This is a genomic window from Natronoglycomyces albus (genome assembly GCF_016925535.1).
GTDB lineage: Bacteria > Actinomycetota > Actinomycetes > Mycobacteriales > Micromonosporaceae > Natronoglycomyces > Natronoglycomyces albus.
Genome location: NZ_CP070496.1, coordinates 1,762,535 through 1,780,312 on the forward strand (window position 1 = coordinate 1,762,535; position 17,778 = coordinate 1,780,312).

Annotated in this window: 10 protein-coding genes and 3 rRNA genes; 9 read left to right on the plus strand and 4 right to left on the minus strand. The window is 57.9% G+C overall.

All coding sequences use genetic code 11. The features are described from left to right. Nucleotides 1-168: 168 nt before the first annotated feature. From metH to JQS30_RS07460, 3 genes are all read left to right on the plus strand, one after another. On the plus strand, nucleotides 169-3,663 hold the full coding sequence (gene metH / locus JQS30_RS07450; RefSeq protein ID WP_343076198.1) for a methionine synthase: 3,495 nt from the start codon (nucleotides 169-171) through the stop codon (nucleotides 3,661-3,663). 546 nt (nucleotides 3,664-4,209) lie between these two features. After that, nucleotides 4,210-4,419: a hypothetical protein gene (locus JQS30_RS07455; protein ID WP_213172729.1), complete on the plus strand. Its 210-nt coding sequence runs from the start codon at nucleotides 4,210-4,212 to the stop codon at nucleotides 4,417-4,419. A gap of 249 nt (nucleotides 4,420-4,668) precedes the next feature. Next, nucleotides 4,669-5,331 (plus strand): HAD family hydrolase, encoded by a 663-nt coding sequence (locus JQS30_RS07460; RefSeq protein ID WP_213172730.1) that lies wholly within the window; start codon nucleotides 4,669-4,671, stop codon nucleotides 5,329-5,331. A 179-nt stretch (nucleotides 5,332-5,510) separates the two neighbouring features. Here the strand turns inward: JQS30_RS07460 and JQS30_RS07465 are convergent, their stop codons facing one another. The 3 genes from JQS30_RS07465 to JQS30_RS07475 all read right to left on the minus strand — a co-directional run bounded on the left by JQS30_RS07465 (nucleotide 5,511) and on the right by JQS30_RS07475 (nucleotide 8,299). Then, nucleotides 5,511-6,806 (minus strand): KamA family radical SAM protein, encoded by a 1,296-nt coding sequence (locus tag JQS30_RS07465; protein WP_213172731.1) that lies wholly within the window; start codon nucleotides 6,804-6,806, stop codon nucleotides 5,511-5,513. 308 nt (nucleotides 6,807-7,114) lie between these two features. Beyond that, nucleotides 7,115-7,540, minus strand: coding sequence for an OsmC family peroxiredoxin (locus JQS30_RS07470; RefSeq protein ID WP_213172732.1), 426 nt, complete (start codon nucleotides 7,538-7,540; stop codon nucleotides 7,115-7,117). Nucleotides 7,541-7,687: 147 nt separating this feature from the next. Beyond that, on the minus strand, nucleotides 7,688-8,299 hold the full coding sequence (locus JQS30_RS07475; protein WP_213172733.1) for a TetR/AcrR family transcriptional regulator: 612 nt from the start codon (nucleotides 8,297-8,299) through the stop codon (nucleotides 7,688-7,690). A gap of 136 nt (nucleotides 8,300-8,435) precedes the next feature. Here JQS30_RS07475 and JQS30_RS07480 point away from each other — a divergent pair, with 136 nt between their 5' ends. The 4 genes from JQS30_RS07480 (at nucleotide 8,436) to rrf (ending at nucleotide 15,181) form a co-directional block, all read left to right on the plus strand. Continuing rightward, nucleotides 8,436-9,242: an SDR family NAD(P)-dependent oxidoreductase gene (locus tag JQS30_RS07480; protein WP_213172734.1), complete on the plus strand. Its 807-nt coding sequence runs from the start codon at nucleotides 8,436-8,438 to the stop codon at nucleotides 9,240-9,242. A 557-nt stretch (nucleotides 9,243-9,799) separates the two neighbouring features. Further along, a 16S ribosomal RNA gene (locus JQS30_RS07485) occupies nucleotides 9,800-11,336 on the plus strand. A 428-nt stretch (nucleotides 11,337-11,764) separates the two neighbouring features. Beyond that, a 23S ribosomal RNA gene (locus tag JQS30_RS07490) occupies nucleotides 11,765-14,891 on the plus strand. A gap of 173 nt (nucleotides 14,892-15,064) precedes the next feature. After that, nucleotides 15,065-15,181, plus strand: a 5S ribosomal RNA gene (gene rrf, locus JQS30_RS07495). The 16S, 23S and 5S rRNA genes sit together here, the layout of an rRNA operon. Before the next feature lie 913 nt (nucleotides 15,182-16,094). Here rrf and JQS30_RS07500 read toward each other — a convergent pair. Beyond that, on the minus strand, nucleotides 16,095-16,238 hold the full coding sequence (locus tag JQS30_RS07500) for a hypothetical protein (RefSeq protein WP_213172735.1): 144 nt from the start codon (nucleotides 16,236-16,238) through the stop codon (nucleotides 16,095-16,097). 196 nt (nucleotides 16,239-16,434) lie between these two features. Between JQS30_RS07500 and JQS30_RS07505 the strand changes: the two genes are divergently transcribed. Both JQS30_RS07505 and JQS30_RS07510 read left to right on the plus strand, forming a co-directional pair. Continuing rightward, a complete protein-coding gene (locus tag JQS30_RS07505; RefSeq protein WP_213172736.1) occupies nucleotides 16,435-16,905 on the plus strand; it encodes a carboxymuconolactone decarboxylase family protein in 471 nt (156 codons plus the stop codon). Between the two features lie 110 nt (nucleotides 16,906-17,015). Then, nucleotides 17,016-17,777, plus strand: a complete 762-nt coding sequence (locus tag JQS30_RS07510) for a class I SAM-dependent methyltransferase (RefSeq protein ID WP_213172737.1) — start codon at nucleotides 17,016-17,018, stop codon at nucleotides 17,775-17,777. Nucleotide 17,778 lies beyond the last annotated feature (1 nt).

Consider the following 17,778-nt stretch of genomic DNA (forward strand, 5'->3'; position numbering starts at 1 on the left):
CCTGAACTGGGTAAACGCCGGTCAACGCCTGTGAAGGCCGCCAAGGGGACAAGCAGTGGCCATCGGCGGCCCGCGTCCACACTATGGACGCGGGCCGTACGTTAACGAAGAAAGCGCCATCGGCGGCCTATCCTTGGAAGCGTGTCTGAGAATGAGCTGCTGAAAACCATGTCCCGTCGCGTTGTCATCGCCGACGGAGCGATGGGGACGATGCTGCAAGATTCCGACGCCACCGATGATGATTTTCTCGGCCTCGAAGGCTGTAACGACATCCTGTGTGTCACCAGACCCGATATCGTACGAGACATTCATGGGGCCTACCTTGATGCCGGTAGCGAATGCGTCGGCACCAACAGCTTTAACGCCAACTTGGGCGGATTCTCCGAATACGACATAGCCCATCGCATCCGGGAAGTAGCGGCAGCTTCGGCCCGGCTGGCTCGCGAAGCCTGCGACCAGGCCTCCACGCCCGACAATCCACGCTTCGTACTTGGTTCGATGGGGCCTGGAACTAAACTTCCTACCCTCGGACACGCTCCGTTCGCGCAACTACGCGACGCCTACCAGGAGTGCGCCACAGGGCTGCTCGACGGCGGGGCGGACGCGATCCTCATCGAGACCAGCCAAGATCTGCTGCAAACTAAGTCGGCGGTCATCGGCGCGCAGCGCGCCATCACCGATACCGGCATCCATGCGGCAATCATCGCCCAAGTCACCGTCGAAACCACTGGCACCATGCTTGTCGGTTCTGAAATTGGGGCGGCCCTCACCGCATTGACCTCCCTGGGTATTGACGTCATCGGAATGAACTGCGCGACAGGGCCCGCCGAAATGACTGAGCACCTGCGCCATCTGTCGCGCCACTCCAAGGTGCCTATCTCCGTTATGCCCAACGCGGGACTACCCGAATTGACACCCAACGGTGCCTACTACCCGCTCACTGCCGATGAACTTGCCGACGCCCATGAGACGTTCATCCGTGACTACGGCATCAACCTCATTGGCGGATGCTGCGGCACCACACCGGAACACTTCCGCGTTCTCAGCCGACGCCTAGCCGGGGCCGTGCCTCCGCCACGCTCAGTACAGATCGAACCGGGCGTGTCCTCTAGCTACCACCATGTGCCCTTCGCTCAAGACGCCACGATCCTCAACGTCGGTGAACGCACCAACGCCAACGGCTCGAAAGCGTTCCGCAACGCCATGCTGGAGGCCGATTTCGACACCTGCACCGAGATCGCTCGCGAGCAAGCCCGAGGAGGCTCGCACCTTCTGGACCTATGTGTGGACTACGTCGGACGTGACGGGGCCGAGGACATGCGCCAGCTGGCCGGCCGCTTCGCGACCGCCTCCACACTGCCCATCATGCTCGACTCGACCGAACCGGCAGTCATTGAAGCGGGGTTGGAAAGTCTGGGCGGTCGCTCCATTGTCAACTCGGTCAACTTCGAAGACGGCGATGGCCCCGAATCCCGCTACGCCCGCATGATGCCACTGGTGGCCGAGCACGGCGCGTCCGTCGTTGCCCTCTGCATCGACGAAGAGGGGCAAGCCCGCACCAAAGAGTGGAAACTTGCCGTCGCCTCCCGGCTCATCGACGACCTCACCGGCCGCTGGGGCCTCAACCGCGCCGACATTTTTGTCGACTGCCTGACATTCCCCATCTCCACCGGACAAGAAGAAACCCGCCGCGACGGAATCGAAACCATCGAGGCGATCCGCGCGATCAGCGAACAATACCCAGGTGTGAACTTCACCCTGGGCGTCTCCAACATCTCCTTTGGCCTCAACCCCGCTGCCCGCCAAGTCCTCAACTCGGTGTTCCTCCATGAGTGCGTCCAAGCCGGACTCACCTCCGCCATCGTCCACGCCTCCAAGATCCTGCCCATCGCCTCAATACCCCAACAGCAGTACCAAGTCGCCCTCGACCTGGTCTATGACCGGCGCAGAGAAGACTACGACCCACTCCAGCGCCTCATCGAACTATTCGAAGGCGTCGACGCGGCCTCCTCGAAAGCCTCCCGTGCCGAAGCGCTCGCCGCGCTCCCCCTGGGGGACCGGCTGCGGCAACGCATCGTAGACGGAGAAAAAAACGGCCTCCACGACGACCTTGAAGAAGCCCTGCAAGACAGCTCCGCCCTCGAGATCATCAACAACCACCTGCTCGAAGGAATGAAAGTCGTCGGAGACCTCTTCGGCTCTGGAAAAATGCAACTACCGTTCGTCTTGCAATCCGCCGAGGTCATGAAAACCGCCGTGGCCCACCTCGAACCTCACATGGAAAAGACGGACTCCTCGGGCAAAGGCACCATCGTCCTCGCCACCGTGCGCGGCGACGTGCACGACATTGGCAAAAACCTCGTTGACATCATCCTGTCCAACAACGGCTACACCGTCGTCAACCTCGGCATCAAACAACCCATCAACGCGATCCTCGACGCGGCCGAAGAACACGACGCCGACGTCATCGGCATGAGCGGACTACTCGTCAAGTCCACCGTCATCATGAAAGACAACCTTGCCGAAATGATGGCGCGCGGAATGGCCGGGCGCTGGCCCGTCCTACTTGGTGGAGCCGCCCTGACTCGCTCCTATGTCGAAGACGATCTCCGTGACATGTTCACTGGAGGGGATGTCCTCTACGCGCGGGATGCTTTTGAGGGCCTCAACCTCATGGACAAAGTGATGACCTCCCGGGCCACCGGGGCCCCCATCCTCGATGAGGCTCGCCAGCGAAAGATCCAGCAGCGTCGCGAACGACGGGAACGCCACGCGGCGGTGGTGACCGAAACTCTGCCCGATCTCGACGACACCAGCGTGCGTTCCGACGTCGACCCCCACACCGAGATCCCCGTGCCTCCGTTCTTCGGCACTCGCGTCGTTAAGGGAATCGCCCTAGCCGAGTACGCATCAATGCTCGACGAACGCGCCACGTTCCTAGGTCAGTGGGGTCTACGCCCAACTCGAGGAGACGACGGGCCCTCATACGAAGAACTGGTCGAAACCGAGGGGCGGCCACGCCTACGTTATTGGCTGGACCGCCTTGCCGCAGACGGTGTCCTCGAAGCCGCGGCCGTCTACGGCTACTTCCCGGCCTATTCTGAGGGCAACACGATCGTCATCCTGGACGAAAATGGTCACTCCGAACGCACGCGCTTCACATTCCCCCGCCAGCGTCGTGAACGCCGTCTGTGCCTAGCGGACTTCATTCGAGCTAAAGGGGAAGGGCCCCTGGACGTCATCGGGATGCAGCTGGTCACCATTGGCAGGCCAGCTAGCGATTACACTGCCAAGCTCTTCGCCGAGAACGCCTACCGCGATTACTTGGAAGTGCATGGGCTCACCGTGCAGCTGACAGAGGCGTTGGCCGAATACTGGCACCGCCGCATTCGCTCTGAATGGACCTTGCCCTCAGGCGGCGCTGTCGTTGACTCCGACCCCGCTGAGCTACGCGGCATCTTGGATGTCGGCTTCCGTGGCTGTCGCTATTCCTTTGGCTACCCCGCCTGCCCCGATATTTCCGACCGACGCGCCTTGGTTGACCTGCTTGAGGCCGAGCGCATCGGCGTCGAACTATCGGAAGGCGATCAGCTGCATCCCGAACAGTCGACTGACGCAATCGTGCTGCATCATCCGGAGGCGAGCTACTTCAATGCGCGTTGAACTGCGCAAACAAGTTCCGTAACCAAGCAAATACTGTCCTGCGTCACGTGATGGTCACCACGATTACGATTCGATATCCCAGTGAATCTAAGGCTGGGGAACATTTCGGCAGTATTAACAACTGTTAACCAGGGCATCGCTGCCATGTTAAAAAGGGTCAACCACTGCCAGTGTGATCACGAATACGTGTGACGCAGGCAAAAACGCCTTACATTCTCAAGGCGTCCATGCGTAGCATTAAGGCGTAAGCCAAACAAGAACAACACAGCTCAACGATCACCAGCTGGTTGAACTTGAACGGCCGCACGTGGAATCAGTGATCGGACTCCACAGCAGATGTCGACAAAGGCGTCTTCGACACCTGCAACCACCGCTCTCAAACGCAACCCCGCCACATCCGGCAATCGGTGCGACTTCTTCGAAACCCAAGGGCGAAGAACCTTGCCCACAAGGCAAACCCACGCACCGCCGCCAAGAGAGCACATCCCACCCGAGACATCACATACCACTTAACCGGCAGCAATCCTGCCCAGAAAAGGAATCACCATGGAGTTCTACTCAAGCTACCTCGCCGTCGACGCCGCCCGCCGCTTCGCTCACTCCGCGCTGCCGACCGCGCCGATTGTTGACGACGGACGCGCCAACGAGCGCTTCCAGCAACGGATGGCTAACCGTGGACGCCTGCGTCGCACCACCGCATCGGCCCTGCACCGCATGGCGACGCGCCTGGAGCGAAACGTCCAGGTATCCCGCTAAGGAACTCACAGTTCACGTTTCCCCCAGGGAAACCCACTTAGAAAAGCCATCACAATGGAGCTACCGAAACGCATCGAACCCGATGCACACTTTAAGACCGCGCGCTGAGGCACCATCGCCTCAGCGCGTTCGTCGTTTTACAGCCGACCTTCTCCCGCGACCACCGACCACCAAGCGCCACCACGGCTCATTGACACCCTCCACCCCCGCAGACCCGACCGCCCCAACCAGACAACCTAAGGTGACAGAGTGACTGACTTTCTGCACGCCGTCCTCTTCGACATGGACGGAACCCTAGTGGACTCCGAATCCCTCTGGGACGTCGCTCTCGAAGACATGGCCCGCGAACTCGGCGGCACCCTCAGGGACTCAGTGCGCATCGACATGGTCGGTAAATCCGAGGAGTACAGCATCCCGCTGCTCCTCAACGACCTCGGGCGAGCCGAGGAAGACACCAACCAGTGGCGCGAATGGGTCGTCGCCCGCATGACCGAGCTACTCAAAGACGGCGTCGAATGGCAACCCGGAGCCCAAGAACTCCTCGGATCCGTAGTCGAAGCCGGATACCTCACCGCCCTGGTCACCGCAACCCGCCGCAGCCTGACCGAAGTCCTACTCGACCAACTCGGACGCCATAACTTCACCATCACCATCACCGGCGACGACGTCACCGAAAAGAAACCCGCACCCGAGCCCTATACCAAAGCCCTCGCCCAACTCGGAGTCACAAGCGACAACGCCATCGTTATCGAAGACTCTTGGTCCGGCATGACCAGCGGCATCGGTGCTGGCTGCACTGTGGTCGGAGTGCCTAGCCTCACCAGCGTTCCCCAAGCTGCGCCGGGACAGCTCCATATTGTGGATTCACTCGAGGCCATCAATGTGGAGTTTTTGCGCAGACTCCACAGCTGAACGCATAGCGTGAGGGGCACGACCAGCTGGTCGTGCCCCTCACGCTATGCGTCAACTCAGTAGATGCAGCGGCGATGTTTGCCGCGCACGCCTCCATATTCATGAAGCTCCCTGCCTTCAGCACTGAGGCCTATGCAAGAACGTACTCCTGGTTGAGATGGCTGCTTGTTCAGCAGCGCTTACTGCTGAAAGGGAAACCGATCCGCAAAAGCGGGCTTCAAGTGGTCGAGCCAAATCGCGTTTTCGTCAAACTTCGCGAAGAATGGGCGCCCGACCAGGTCAGGGTCTCTTGCCTGCAACATTCGCAGCGCGAAGATTTTCTCGCCGTTGACCTCGGTTACGCCATCGACGACGACTTTGCCAGGCGTGGCCGACATCGACGGTCCGCGGACGGTCCGGCACAGTCCGGAGACCTGAGCCAGCGCATCCCGGTAGATTTCCCACGCCTTGTACAGCGGTACTGAGAAATAGTCCTGCGGTCCTGTGTCACGCTCGACGAACATGTAGTACGGAATCATGCCCATCTTGTGCTGGGTCCGCCACATGCCAGCCCACTGCTCGGCAGTGTCGTTGATCGTGCGGATCAAAGGAGCCTGGGTGCGGATTGTCGCCCCGGTGTTCAGGATTCGGCGTACCGCCTCCTGAACCAGGTCGGACTCCATTTCCCGATGATGGGAGAAGTGCGCCATGAACGCAAGGTTGCGCCCGGACTTGACGACTCTTTCAAACAGCCGCAGCGTGTCATCGGCATCGGGATCGGTCACGAATCGCTGAGGCCAGTAAGCCAGAGCCTTCGAACCGATTCGGATGGACTCAATGTGGTCCATCTCCAGCAATGGATCGATGTACTTGCTCAGAACAGTCTCACCCATGATCATGGGGTCGCCGCCAGTGAGCAGAACGCTTGTCACCTCGGGGTGATTGCGGACGTAGCCGGTGAGCCGCTCGACATCGTTCGAGGCGATCTTCAGCTCGCTAATACCCACGAACTGGGCCCAACGGAAACAGTAGGTGCAGTACGCGTGGCAGGTCTGTCCCTGCTGGGGGAAGAACAGCACAGTCTCTTTGTATTTGTGCTGCAAACCTTCGACGGTTTCGTCTTCGAACTTGGGTAGGTTCAACTCTTGCTGCCCTGCCGGGTGCGGGTTGAGTTTGAACCGGATCTCGTTGGCCGTGCCAGTGATCTCGGCTTTGGGCGCGTCAGTCTTGATGAGGTGGGCGATACGGTCGACATCCTCAGCCGGGAGCATGTCCTCCTGGGGGAAGACGAGCCGGAACATGGGGTCTTCGAGGGCGTTGTCCCAGTCGATGAGCTCATCGAGGACATACTCGTTTGTGCGAAAAGGCAACACCGAAGCTACCGCACGTGTGCGGAGCCTTTGCTCCTCCGTCAGTTTCGCCCGCTGCAAGAGTTCATCCAGGTGACGGATGGTGTATGCGCGGAACCGCCTACCAGTGTTTTCTGGGGTACTCATGGCGGATTCGACCTCCTTTACGGTGCATCGTTGTTGTCGGGCAATTTGTTGGCAAGGCGTGGGTGGCACGCCTCATCAGGATGTTCACCGCCAAAGACGATCGTTGTTCCCGATGCCGACGGCTCTGTCGGAATCATGCCAAAGGCGGTACCAGAGACAGGGGCTACGCCCGTCTCCCACCCACCTAGACCACGTTTTGTGAGGTCGCATCGGTGTGAAGGACGACTGCGTGTACCCCTGTCTCGAAGGTCCCGCCCATATGCCAGTAAAACTGCTGGGTATGTAGTTTTCTCAGGTATCTATCAACCCTAGCGCAGCGCGGCGTCCAAACTAATGGGCACCGACTGCAGGGCCTGGCTGACTGGGCAGCCGGTTTTGGTCGCCTCCGCGATCTGCGCGAACTCATCCGCGCCAATGCCGGGAACCGACGCTCGTACATTCAGTGAGATACCGGTGATACCGGTTCCGGCCTTGAAGTCCACGTATGCCTGAGTCTCGATGTCCTCGGCGGTGTACCCGGCCTTGCCCAGTCCCGCTGAGAGCGCCATCGAATAACATGCCGAATGCGCGGCCGCGATGAGCTCCTCGGGGCTGGTCTTTCCGTTGGGCTTCTCCGAACGCGCCGGCCATGACACGGGAGTTTTTTCGATACCCGAGGAAACGAACGTCACGACTCCTTCGCCGGACGGGAGGTCACCTTGCCAATTGGTGCTGGCGGTGCGAGTTACGGTCATGAGATATGCCTCCTTGACATTGACGCTCAATATTCCCTGCCCGGCTGAATCGTATCTCTCCGAGCTGGGTTCGCGGCCCGATCGACCGAGGCGATTCTGCAAAAGCAACGTCGCACAGGGCGCTGTGCGGGTCCCTGGCTCGCGTCGTTACGTGGGGCCGATGCCTGTGAAGAGAGTGTCGATGATCAGTGCGGCCGTTTGGTCTGCTGTGGCGGCATCGAAGGTTCCCTCCTGCCCGGTGGCATCAGAGTCATGAGTGTCCAGGTGGGTGACAACAGCCGCCTTGAGGAGGGCGAAATAGACAAGGCGCGCCCAGGTGAGGTCGACATTTGCCCGAATGTGTCCGGTTTCCTGGGCTCTTCGAAATACGGTTTCGCAGGGCCGGTAGACGTGTTCGTGTACCTGTTCGCGCAGGTCTGGGCTTAGGTCCAGCCCCAGGGAATAGGGCCATTTCGCCTTTACGATGAGGATATTGGCTGTCGCTTGGTGGAGTGCGACTAGTGGGGGAGCGGATTGCGGTCGGGCCGAGGCTATGGCTTCGGTGAGGAGCTGGTGCGCGTTCTGAGCCAGGCTTGCCAACAGGGCGTCGCGGTTGCTGTAGCGGCGGTGGATCGTCGTCCTGGAAACGCCAGCGGCTTCGGCGATTCGCTCCAAGGTCGCCGCCGAATCGATGCTGAGCACCCGTTCAGCAGCCTCCAAAATGGCGATGGCGCTGCGCTGGGCGTCTGCGCGCAGGCTTTTTGAGTTTTCTCGTGCCATGAATCGGTCCTCCTGGTCCTCGCCTGCATAGTACGCCGAGAGCTAGATCCCTCCATAACTGAACCAATAAGTTGCAGTTAATGGTATTACATAGTACTCTACGTATCAATTAGATGCTCGATGAAGGAGAATTGGCATGACAAATGTGACCTGGGCGCTCGTGACCGGTGCCTCGTCCGGTATCGGAGCTGAGTTCTCCCGCCAGCTGGCTCAGCGCGGCCATAACCTGATTTTGGTCGCCCGAACCAAAACCGCCATGATGGAACTGGCCGACGAAATTCGCTCGACACATGGACGAGAGGTAGAGGTCATCTGCCAGGACCTCACTGAGTCGCAGGCGGCTTTGGCGGTAGTCGACCAGGTGCGGCGGCTGGGCCACGATGTGGATGTCCTTGTGAACAACGCCGGTTTTGGCACCGTCGGGCATTTTGAATCCATCCCGGCGGATCGGGAGCATGACGAAGTCATGCTCAACGTCGTGGCATTGACCGACCTGACCAAACAGTTCATCCCCGACATGGCTGCGCGAGGTCGCGGCTCGGTCATCAATGTCGCTTCAACAGCTGGGTTCAATCCCGCCGCCTACTTCGCTGTCTATTCCTCGACCAAGGCCTACGTCTTGAACTTCAGCCTCTCGTTGTGGAGCGAGTACCAGGGGCGTGGGGTGAAAGTTCTGGCGGTCGCGCCGGGGCCAGTCGCGACGCCGTTCTTCGCCAACAGCGGCATTGTCAGAGAGTCTCTTGGTCCCCGGGCTACAAGCCCGGAATTTGTGGTCAGCAAGAGTCTCAAGGCTCTCGATCGCAACCGCGGCTATGTAGTGCCTGGGGGAGGCAACTTCGTCATGGCGCACCTGATGCCTCGCCGACCCCGTCGCTTTATCGCCAAGCTCAGCCGCAAGTTCACCCGTCCAGCCCTGCGGGCCTCTGGTTCACGTCCTCTCTAAGCATCGATAGCCCAAACGGCGATCGGTGTACGTTCGGGTCCCGCTGCGCCCGAAAACGACATAATGGCAGCTCAAGGGGGAGCCGCAGCTAAGGTCGACCCCCCTTGACAGCCACCCCCATGGGTCGCGTATAGTTACTTCTTGTCCGAGGGGAACGAAGAAAACAGGAACCGCTGACAGGCCAAACGGCACTGGCGCGGCTGTTAGATTTCCCGAGGGGTCTCTCATTATTACCTAGAATGAGTTTCGGTGCCCGGTTTTGGGCGCTGGTTCTTGTTCTGGTAGTGTTGTGGGGTTGCTCTTCTCAGGTTGTGGTCTGGTTTTGGCTGGGTTGTGTCTGGGTGGGGGTTGTTGTTTGAGAACTCAACAGGGTGTTTGGATAGTCGATGTGTGGGCCTGCAGGGTGCGCGTTGATGGTGGCTGGTTTTGGCTGGTTGCTGTTGTGTGTGTTTTGTTTGGTCTTTGTTTGACTGTCTTTTCCTTGACATTATTATTGGCATTTTTTGTGCTGGTGTTTTGTTGTTAAATTCGGTCAGGTGTCTTTTTAACATAGTTTTTTGTTGGAGAGTTTGATCCTGGCTCAGGACGAACGCTGGCGGCGTGCTTCACACATGCAAGTCGAACGGAAAGGCTCCTTCGGGAGTACTCGAGTGGCGAACGGGTGAGTAACACGTGAGTAACCTGCCTCAGACTTTGGGATAACTCGTGGAAACGCGGGCTAATACCGGATATTCACATTCCCACGCATGTGGGGGTGTGGAAAGGGTTTCTGGTTTGAGAGGGGCTTGCGGCCTATCAGTTTGTTGGTGGGGTGATGGCCTACCAAGACGTTGACGGGTAACCGGCCTGAGAGGGCGGTCGGTCACATTGGGACTGAGATACGGCCCAGACTCCTACGGGAGGCAGCAGTGGGGAATATTGCACAATGGGCGAAAGCCTGATGCAGCGACGCCGCGTGAGGGATGACGGCTTTCGGGTTGTAAACCTCTTTTATTTCTGACGAAGGCACAGGTTTTCTTGTGTTGACGGTAGGTTATGAATAAGCTCCGGCTAACTACGTGCCAGCAGCCGCGGTAAGACGTAGGGGGCAAGCGTTGTCCGGAATTATTGGGCGTAAAGGGCTCGTAGGCGGCCTGTCGCGTCTGGCGTGAAAGGCCTCGGCTTAACCGGGGTTTTGCGTCGGATACGGGCGGGCTTGAGGCAAGTAGGGGAGACTGGAATTCCGCGTGTAGCGGTGGAATGCGCAGATATGCGGAGGAATACCGGTGGCGAAGGCGGGTCTCTGGGCTTGTACTGACGCTGAGGAGCGAAAGCATGGGGAGCGAACAGGATTAGATACCCTGGTAGTCCATGCTGTAAACGGTGGGCGCTAGGTGTGGGGCAGCATTTGTTTGTTCTGTGCCGTAGCTAACGCATTAAGCGCCCCGCCTGGGGAGTACGGCCGCAAGGCTAAAACTCAAAGGAATTGACGGGGGCCCGCACAAGCGGCGGAGCATGCGGATTAATTCGATGCAACGCGAAGAACCTTACCTGGGTTTGACATCACCCGGACTGCCCTAGAGATAGGGTTTTCTTCGGACTGGGTGACAGGTGGTGCATGGCTGTCGTCAGCTCGTGTCGTGAGATGTTGGGTTAAGTCCCGCAACGAGCGCAACCCTTATCCTGTATTGCCAGCACGTTATGGTGGGGACTTGCAGGAGACTGCCGGGGTTAACTCGGAGGAAGGTGGGGATGAGGTCAAGTCATCATGCCCCTTATGTCCAGGGCTTCACGCATGCTACAATGGACGGTACAGCGGGTTGCGAAGCCGTGAGGTGGAGCGAATCTCTGTAAAGCCGTTCTCAGTTCGGATCGAAGTCTGCAACTCGACTTCGTGAAGTTGGAGTCGCTAGTAATCGCAGATCAGCAACGCTGCGGTGAATACGTTCTCGGGCCTTGTACACACCGCCCGTCACGTCACGAAAGTTGGCAACACCCGAAGCCCACGGCCCAACCAGATTTATCTGGGGGGAGTGGTCGAAGGTGGGGCTGGCAATTGGGACGAAGTCGTAACAAGGTAGCCGTACCGGAAGGTGCGGCTGGATCACCTCCTTTCTAAGGAGCTCATACGCATCCATCAGGGATGCGTCATCGACGACCACCAAACGCATCGAGTGCATAAGTGACTGACTGTTGGTTAGTTGTTTGGTTCTGGTGTGGTGTTGGTGGTTTCCTCGTGTGAGCGCGATTCTTTATATTAAGCACATTTTCTATCCTTAACACTGCTGAGCATTTTGGTGCTGGTGGTGGCATCCTGTTGGGTCCTGAGGTAACAACCTCTGGACTGGTACCACGAAGATTCCCGTTTTCCTTTATGGGTTTTCTTTGAGATTTGGCTCTCTGTCTGTTCCCTGTTGTGGGGGTGGGTGGGGGGTTGAGTTTTGGAGGGGGTTGGGGGTTTTTGTGGTGGTGGTGTGTTGTTTGAGATTTGTATAGTGTGCGTGAGTGTCTTTGTTTTGTTTGCTTGATTGCATGTGTTGTGTGGTTAAGTTGTGTAGGGCGCATGGTGGATGCCTTGGTGCCGGAAGCCGATGAAGGACGTGTGAGGCCGCGATAGGCCTGGGGGAGTCGCCAGCAGGGCTGTGATCCCAGGGTGTCCGAATGGGGAAACCTGGCCGGGTTTGTGCTCGGTCGCTCCCGCTTGAATGTATAGGGCGGGTTGTGGTGACGCGGGGAAGTGAAACATCTCAGTACCCGCTGGAAGAGAAAACAAGTAGTGATTGTGTGAGTAGTGGTGAGCGAAAGCGCAGGAGGCTAAACTAGGTTCGTGTCAAGGCGGCAGCCGTTGCGGATCTGGGGTTGTGAGATGATGCCGTGATTTCCTGCCGGGGATCGGGTGTGTGCTTGGGGTTAGCTGAAGGCGTTGGGAAGCGCTGCCGTAGTGGGTGAGAGTCCCGTAGGTGAAGGCCCTTTAGTGTGCATCTGGTGTTGTTCTCGAGTAGTACAGGATTCGTGGAGTCTTGTGTGAATCTGCCAGGACCGTCTGGTAAGCCTAAATACTTCCGGTGACCGATAGTGGATAGTACCGTGAGGGAATGGTGAAAAGTACCCCGGGAGGGGAGTGAAATAGTTCCTGAAACCATGTGCTGATAATCCGTCAGAGCCTGGCCGTATGCTTTTGTGTGCGGGGTGGGTGATGGCGTGCCTTTTGAAGAATGAGCCTGCGAGTTAAGGTGTGCAGCGAGGTTAACCAGTGTTGGGGAGCCGTAGCGAAAGCGAGTCTGAATAGGGCGGTTGAGTTGTGCGTTTTAGACCCGAAGCGGAGTGATCTACCCATGTCCAGGGTGAAGCGGCTGTAAGAGGTCGTGGAGGCCCGAACCCACTTAGGTTGAAAACTGAGGGGATGAGGTGTGGGTAGGGGTGAAAGGCCAATCAAACTCCGTGATAGCTGGTTCTCCCCGAAATGCATTTAGGTGCAGCGTCATACCTAGCTTGGTTGTGGTAGAGCTCTGGTTGGTTAATGGGCCTTATTGGTTACTGAGATCAGCTAAACTGCGAATGCGACTAAGTGGTGGGTGGCAGTGAGACTGTGGGGGATAAGCTTCATAGTCGAGAGGGAAACAGCCCAGATCACCGGCTAAGGCCCCTAAGGGTGTGCTAAGTGGGAAAGGATGTGTGGTCGCGTAGACAGCCAGGAGGTTGGCTTAGAAGCAGCCATCCTTGAAAGAGTGCGTAATAGCTCACTGGTCGAGTGGTTTCGCGCCGATAATGTAGCGGGGCTAAGCACACCGCCGAAGCCGTGGCAAATACAGTCATCCATGTGGTGGCTGGTTTGGGTAGGGGAGCGTCCTGCGTGTGGTGAAGCAGTTCTGTGAGGAGCTGTGGAATGCGTGGGAGTGAGAATGCAGGCATGAGTAGCGATTTGGAGGGTGAGAATCCCTCCCGCCGATTGACTAAGGGTTCCAGAGGACGGCTGTTCCGCTCTGGGTTAGTCGGGGCCTAAGGCGAGGCCGAAAGGCGTAGTCGATGGATAACCGGTTGATATTCCGGTACCCGCGTTGTGCGTATAGTGCGAACGGGATTGTGCTAACTGGCATGTGCGCGGCTTCTGCTGCCCTTTGGGTGGTGGGGGTTGTTGTGTGTGTTAGGGTCCCTTTCCTTAGTAGTGTAGTGATGGGGTGACGCAGTGGGGTAGCTATACCGTCTGGTGGAATAGGCGGGGCAAGGTGGTAGCCCGTGTTCCTAGGTAAATCCGGGAATGCAGCGGTGGTGACATCGCAGGGTGAGCGCTGATGCATAGCCATATGTGGTGAATGTAGTGATCCCGTGCTGTCGAGAAAAGCCTCTAGCGAGTGCGATGCGGCCCGTACCCTAAACCGACACAGGTAGTCAGGTAGAGCATACTGAGGCGTTCGGGTGAACTGTGGTTAAGGAACTCGGCAAATTGCCCCCGTAACTTCGGGAGAAGGGGGGCCATCACTGGTTGGGCATGCGCCTAGATGCTGGTGGTGGTCGCAGTGAAGCGGAGGAAGCGACTGTTTACTAAAAACACAGGTCCATGCGAAGAAGTAATTTGATGTATATGGACTGACGCCTGCCCGGTGCTGGAACGTTAAGAGGATCCATTAAGACTTTCGGGTCTGTCGTGGTGAATTGAAGCGCCAGTAAACGGCGGTGGTAACTATAACCATCCTAAGGTAGCGAAATTCCTTGTCGGGTAAGTTCCGACCTGCACGAATGGCGTAACGACTTCCTCGCTGTCTCAACCACAGGCCCGGCGAAATTGCAATACGAGTAAAGATGCTCGTTTCGCGCGGCAGGACGAAAAGACCCCGGGACCTTTACTATAGCTTGGTATTGGTGTTTGAGGCTTCTTGTGTAGGATAGGTGGGAAACTGTGAAGCAGCCACGCTAGTGGTTGTGGAGTTATTGGTGAAATACCACTCTGGTTGTCTTAGGCGTCTAACCTACGACCCTTATCGGGTTGAGGGACAGTGCCTGGTGGGTAGTTTAACTGGGGCGGTTGCCTCCTAAATGGTAACGGAGGCGCCCAAAGGTACCCTCGGGCTGGTTGGAAACCAGTCGGTGAGTGTAAGCGTATAAGGGTGCTTGACTGTGAGACGGACGTGTCGAGCAGGTACGAAAGTAGGGGCTAGTGATCCGGCACCAACGTACGGATGTGGTGTCGCTTAACGGATAAAAGGTACCCCGGGGATAACAGGCTGATCTTCCCCAAGAGTCCATATCGACGGGATGGTTTGGCACCTCGATGTCGGCTCGTCGCATCCTGGGGCTGGAGCAGGTCCCAAGGGTTGGGCTGTTCGCCCATTAAAGCGGCACGCGAGCTGGGTTTAGAACGTCGTGAGACAGTTCGGTCTCTATCCGCCGCGCGCGTAGGAAACTTGATGAAGGGCTGTCCCTAGTACGAGAGGACCGGGATGGACAAACCGCTGGTGTGCCAGTTGTTCCGCCAGGGGCATGGCTGGTTGGCTACGTTTGGGAAGGATAACCGCTGAAAGCATCTAAGCGGGAAGCCTGCTTCGAGATGAGGTTTCCGTCCCACCATAGGTGGGGAGAGGCCCCCAGAAGATGACTGGGTTGATAGGCCAGAAGTGGAAGCACAGCAATGTGTGGAGCTGACTGGTACTAATAGGCCGAGAACTTAACACACCCACACACACTCTTGTGTGTGGCGCATGTGATCACCGCAGCAAACACAACACACACGCACGCACACTATACGATTCTGAAACAACACAGAACACACCAGTCTGCCGCACCACGTCCTCCACCAACAGGAGAACGTGAGTGCGAGACATAAAAATAGTTGTTTCACCGTTTTGCTTGGTGGCGATAGCGGGAAGGCTACACCCGGACCCATACCGAACCCGGTCGTTACGTTTCCCAGCGCCGATGGTACTGCACCCGAGAGGGTGTGGGAGACTAGGACACCGCCAAGCATCCAACACACAAATAGAGGGCTCTCCTTGACCACAACGGTCAAAGAGAGCCCTCTATTCACACACCAACCCCCACACACCAAAACCCAGATGCAAAAGCAACACTCCTGACTCTGTAGCACTGGGCGTTGTGAGCTCTTATAGGTAGTGACAAACCACGACAAGGCCCTGATTTTCGGGGCCTTTTTGTATGCAGACGCTTGGTGGCTTGCTTGCTAGCATTTTCTATCCTCGTTCGAAGTCTCGAAGTCTCGAAGTCTCGAAGTCTCGAAGTCTCGAAGTCTCGAAGTCTCGAAGTCTCGAAGTCTCGAAGTCTCGAAGTCTCGAAGTCTCGAAGTCTCGAAGTGTAGAAGCTAGAGCCGCTCTTGACTGATGCTGAGTTACCCGTCAGCGGCGGAAGCCTTCAAAGACATGTTTTCGCGAACTGAGAATCCTCATATCGGTATCAATCCGTCGCGCGGCGGAAACGTGATGCAGGACTGTCCCCGGTGCGAAATGACAGGGACGGACAAGCCGCTGGTATGCAAAGCCTCGTGAATGCTGGAGGAGATCGACAGCGCGATCATCGCCTGCGAGTGCCCACTCGATCATGCTCTTCAGGAACGTTGAACCGGCCGCACAGCTGGAGAAAGAGGTAGTCGACGGCAGAATTTTCGGCCAGGGATCAGTCGCATGATCGTTGATGACTGTGATCGGTAGGCTCGCAGCTGGGGCCGAATTGCTGGGCTTGACGGCAGCCATCACCGGCATAGAGGCGCACCCGTTCGTATGAACAGGCGGGGGTTTAAACAGATGGGGCTGCGGTTTATGAAAACAGAGTCACCCGTCGAAGTAGATCAGATGTAGCGCGAAGCTTGGCCTCCCAGGGCCGCTTGCGCGGACGGTGATGAAAGCTGTCTGAGCCCTAGAGGCACTATCCGGCAATGGCGTCGCGGATGCGCATTGATAGGAACATACTGCCGAACACTACGGCGACAGCGAGGAACGCCAGGAACGATAGGCTGATGATGAGGGCGGCTACGCCGAGCGCGCCGACAAGACTAAAGAACGAACCCATCTAGGGCCTCCTCCGTTGCAGGCTCTAAGGCGGGCCGTAGTCAGCCCGCTGAACGATTGTTTCACAACTAGCCGTTGTGCGTAACTTCTATCACAAGTGAGTTGAGTCATAAGGTATGTCTATAGTGCGTTCATCAGGGAAAACAGATGACTCAGGGCAGATCAGTCGGCTTCCAAATACGGAAATGACGTCAGCGGTGAGACAGCGTCTGGAATCGATCGGTCGGCCACCGATCAACTTGCATCGGGCCCTGGCCCACACTCCTGAGCTATTGGCACCCCTGCTTGACCTCATTCATGCGGCCCGGTTCGACGCGAAGACGTCACGATCGGCCCGTGAGCTGATGATCGTCCGGATTGGGCAGCTGGAAGCCAGCGAGTACGAGTTGGCCCATCATCTTCCGATGGCTGTGGAGGCGGGCCTGAGCGAGGAACAGTTGGGGGCGGTGTCGAACTGGTGGCCCAGTTCGCTGTTCGACGACTACCAGCGCGCGGTCCTCCATCTTGCTGACCATCTTGGAGGCGGGGCCGCACTGGACCCGCGCGTCGTCGATCAGCAGTTGACTCCGGCCGAGCAGGCCGAGCTGGTGCTGGTTGGCTCGACATACATCGCGATCGCCCGCACGATACGCGCACTGGACATCCAAGTTGACGATCACTTGCGATGACGCCGGCTGCCAGTGTCTCCGTTGTCCACGAGGGCGCAATGGCTGAAACGGACGACTCCATTCGGTAATTACTTTGCCTGACCTAGCCGCGCGGTGACAGGATGAGCCGCATGAACCGTAGTTTTGTGGATTTGGTGGATGAGGCCAACGCTGTCTCCGTCGATGGTTGGGACTTCTCGTGGTTGGAAGGACGCGCCTGGGAAGAACGTCCCAGTTGGGGCTATGCGTGGCGCATGGCGCGACGTTTGGCGACCGCGAAGGCCGCCCTGGATATTCAGACCGGTGGGGGAGAGGTCCTCAATGAGGCCGAGACGCTTCCAAAATTGATGGTGGCAACCGAAGGGTGGCCCCCGAACGTTGAGAAGGCCACGCGCTTGTTGAGCCCGCGCGGCGTAGCTGTGGTTGCCGATGAGGACCAACCGCCCCTGCCGTTCGCCGACAACACGTTCGATCTCGTGCTGAGCCGACACCCGGTGACGGCTTACTGGGACGACATAGCGCGGGTCTTGGCTCCGGGTGGGACCTACTTCTCCCAACAAGTCGGTCCGGCAAGTGTCTTCGAATTGACCGAGTTTTTCCTTGGCCCGCAGGACGACCAAACGCGGAACAGTCGACATCCCGATTTCGCCGTGGAGGGGGCGAAGAAGGCCGGGCTCGACGTGGTCGACTTGCGGTCGCAGCGATTGCGGATGGAGTTTCACGATATTGGGGCGGTGATTTACTTCCTGCGCAAGGTCATCTGGATCGTTCCTGGGTTCACAGTGGAAGACAACCTGGAGAAGCTGCGGAAACTACATGATCGTATTGAGGCAGATGGTGTATTCGTCGCCCACTCTGCTCGTTTCCTGATCGAAGCGCGAAAGCCAGCCTAGG

What these genes read in the sequence shown, in the direction of transcription:
- JQS30_RS07510 (WP_213172737.1), top strand. Translation starts at nt 17,016, where the DNA reads ATGAACCGTAGTTTTGTGGATTTGGTGGATGAGGCCAACGCTGTCTCC.
- JQS30_RS07470 (WP_213172732.1), bottom strand. Translation starts at nt 7,540, where the DNA reads ATGACCGTAACTCGCACCGCCAGCACCAATTGGCAAGGTGACCTCCCG.
- JQS30_RS07475 (WP_213172733.1), bottom strand. Translation starts at nt 8,299, where the DNA reads ATGGCACGAGAAAACTCAAAAAGCCTGCGCGCAGACGCCCAGCGCAGC.
- metH (WP_343076198.1), top strand. Translation starts at nt 169, where the DNA reads ATGTCCCGTCGCGTTGTCATCGCCGACGGAGCGATGGGGACGATGCTG.
- JQS30_RS07455 (WP_213172729.1), top strand. Translation starts at nt 4,210, where the DNA reads ATGGAGTTCTACTCAAGCTACCTCGCCGTCGACGCCGCCCGCCGCTTC.
- JQS30_RS07465 (WP_213172731.1), bottom strand. Translation starts at nt 6,806, where the DNA reads ATGAGTACCCCAGAAAACACTGGTAGGCGGTTCCGCGCATACACCATC.
- JQS30_RS07500 (WP_213172735.1), bottom strand. Translation starts at nt 16,238, where the DNA reads ATGGGTTCGTTCTTTAGTCTTGTCGGCGCGCTCGGCGTAGCCGCCCTC.
- JQS30_RS07480 (WP_213172734.1), top strand. Translation starts at nt 8,436, where the DNA reads ATGACAAATGTGACCTGGGCGCTCGTGACCGGTGCCTCGTCCGGTATC.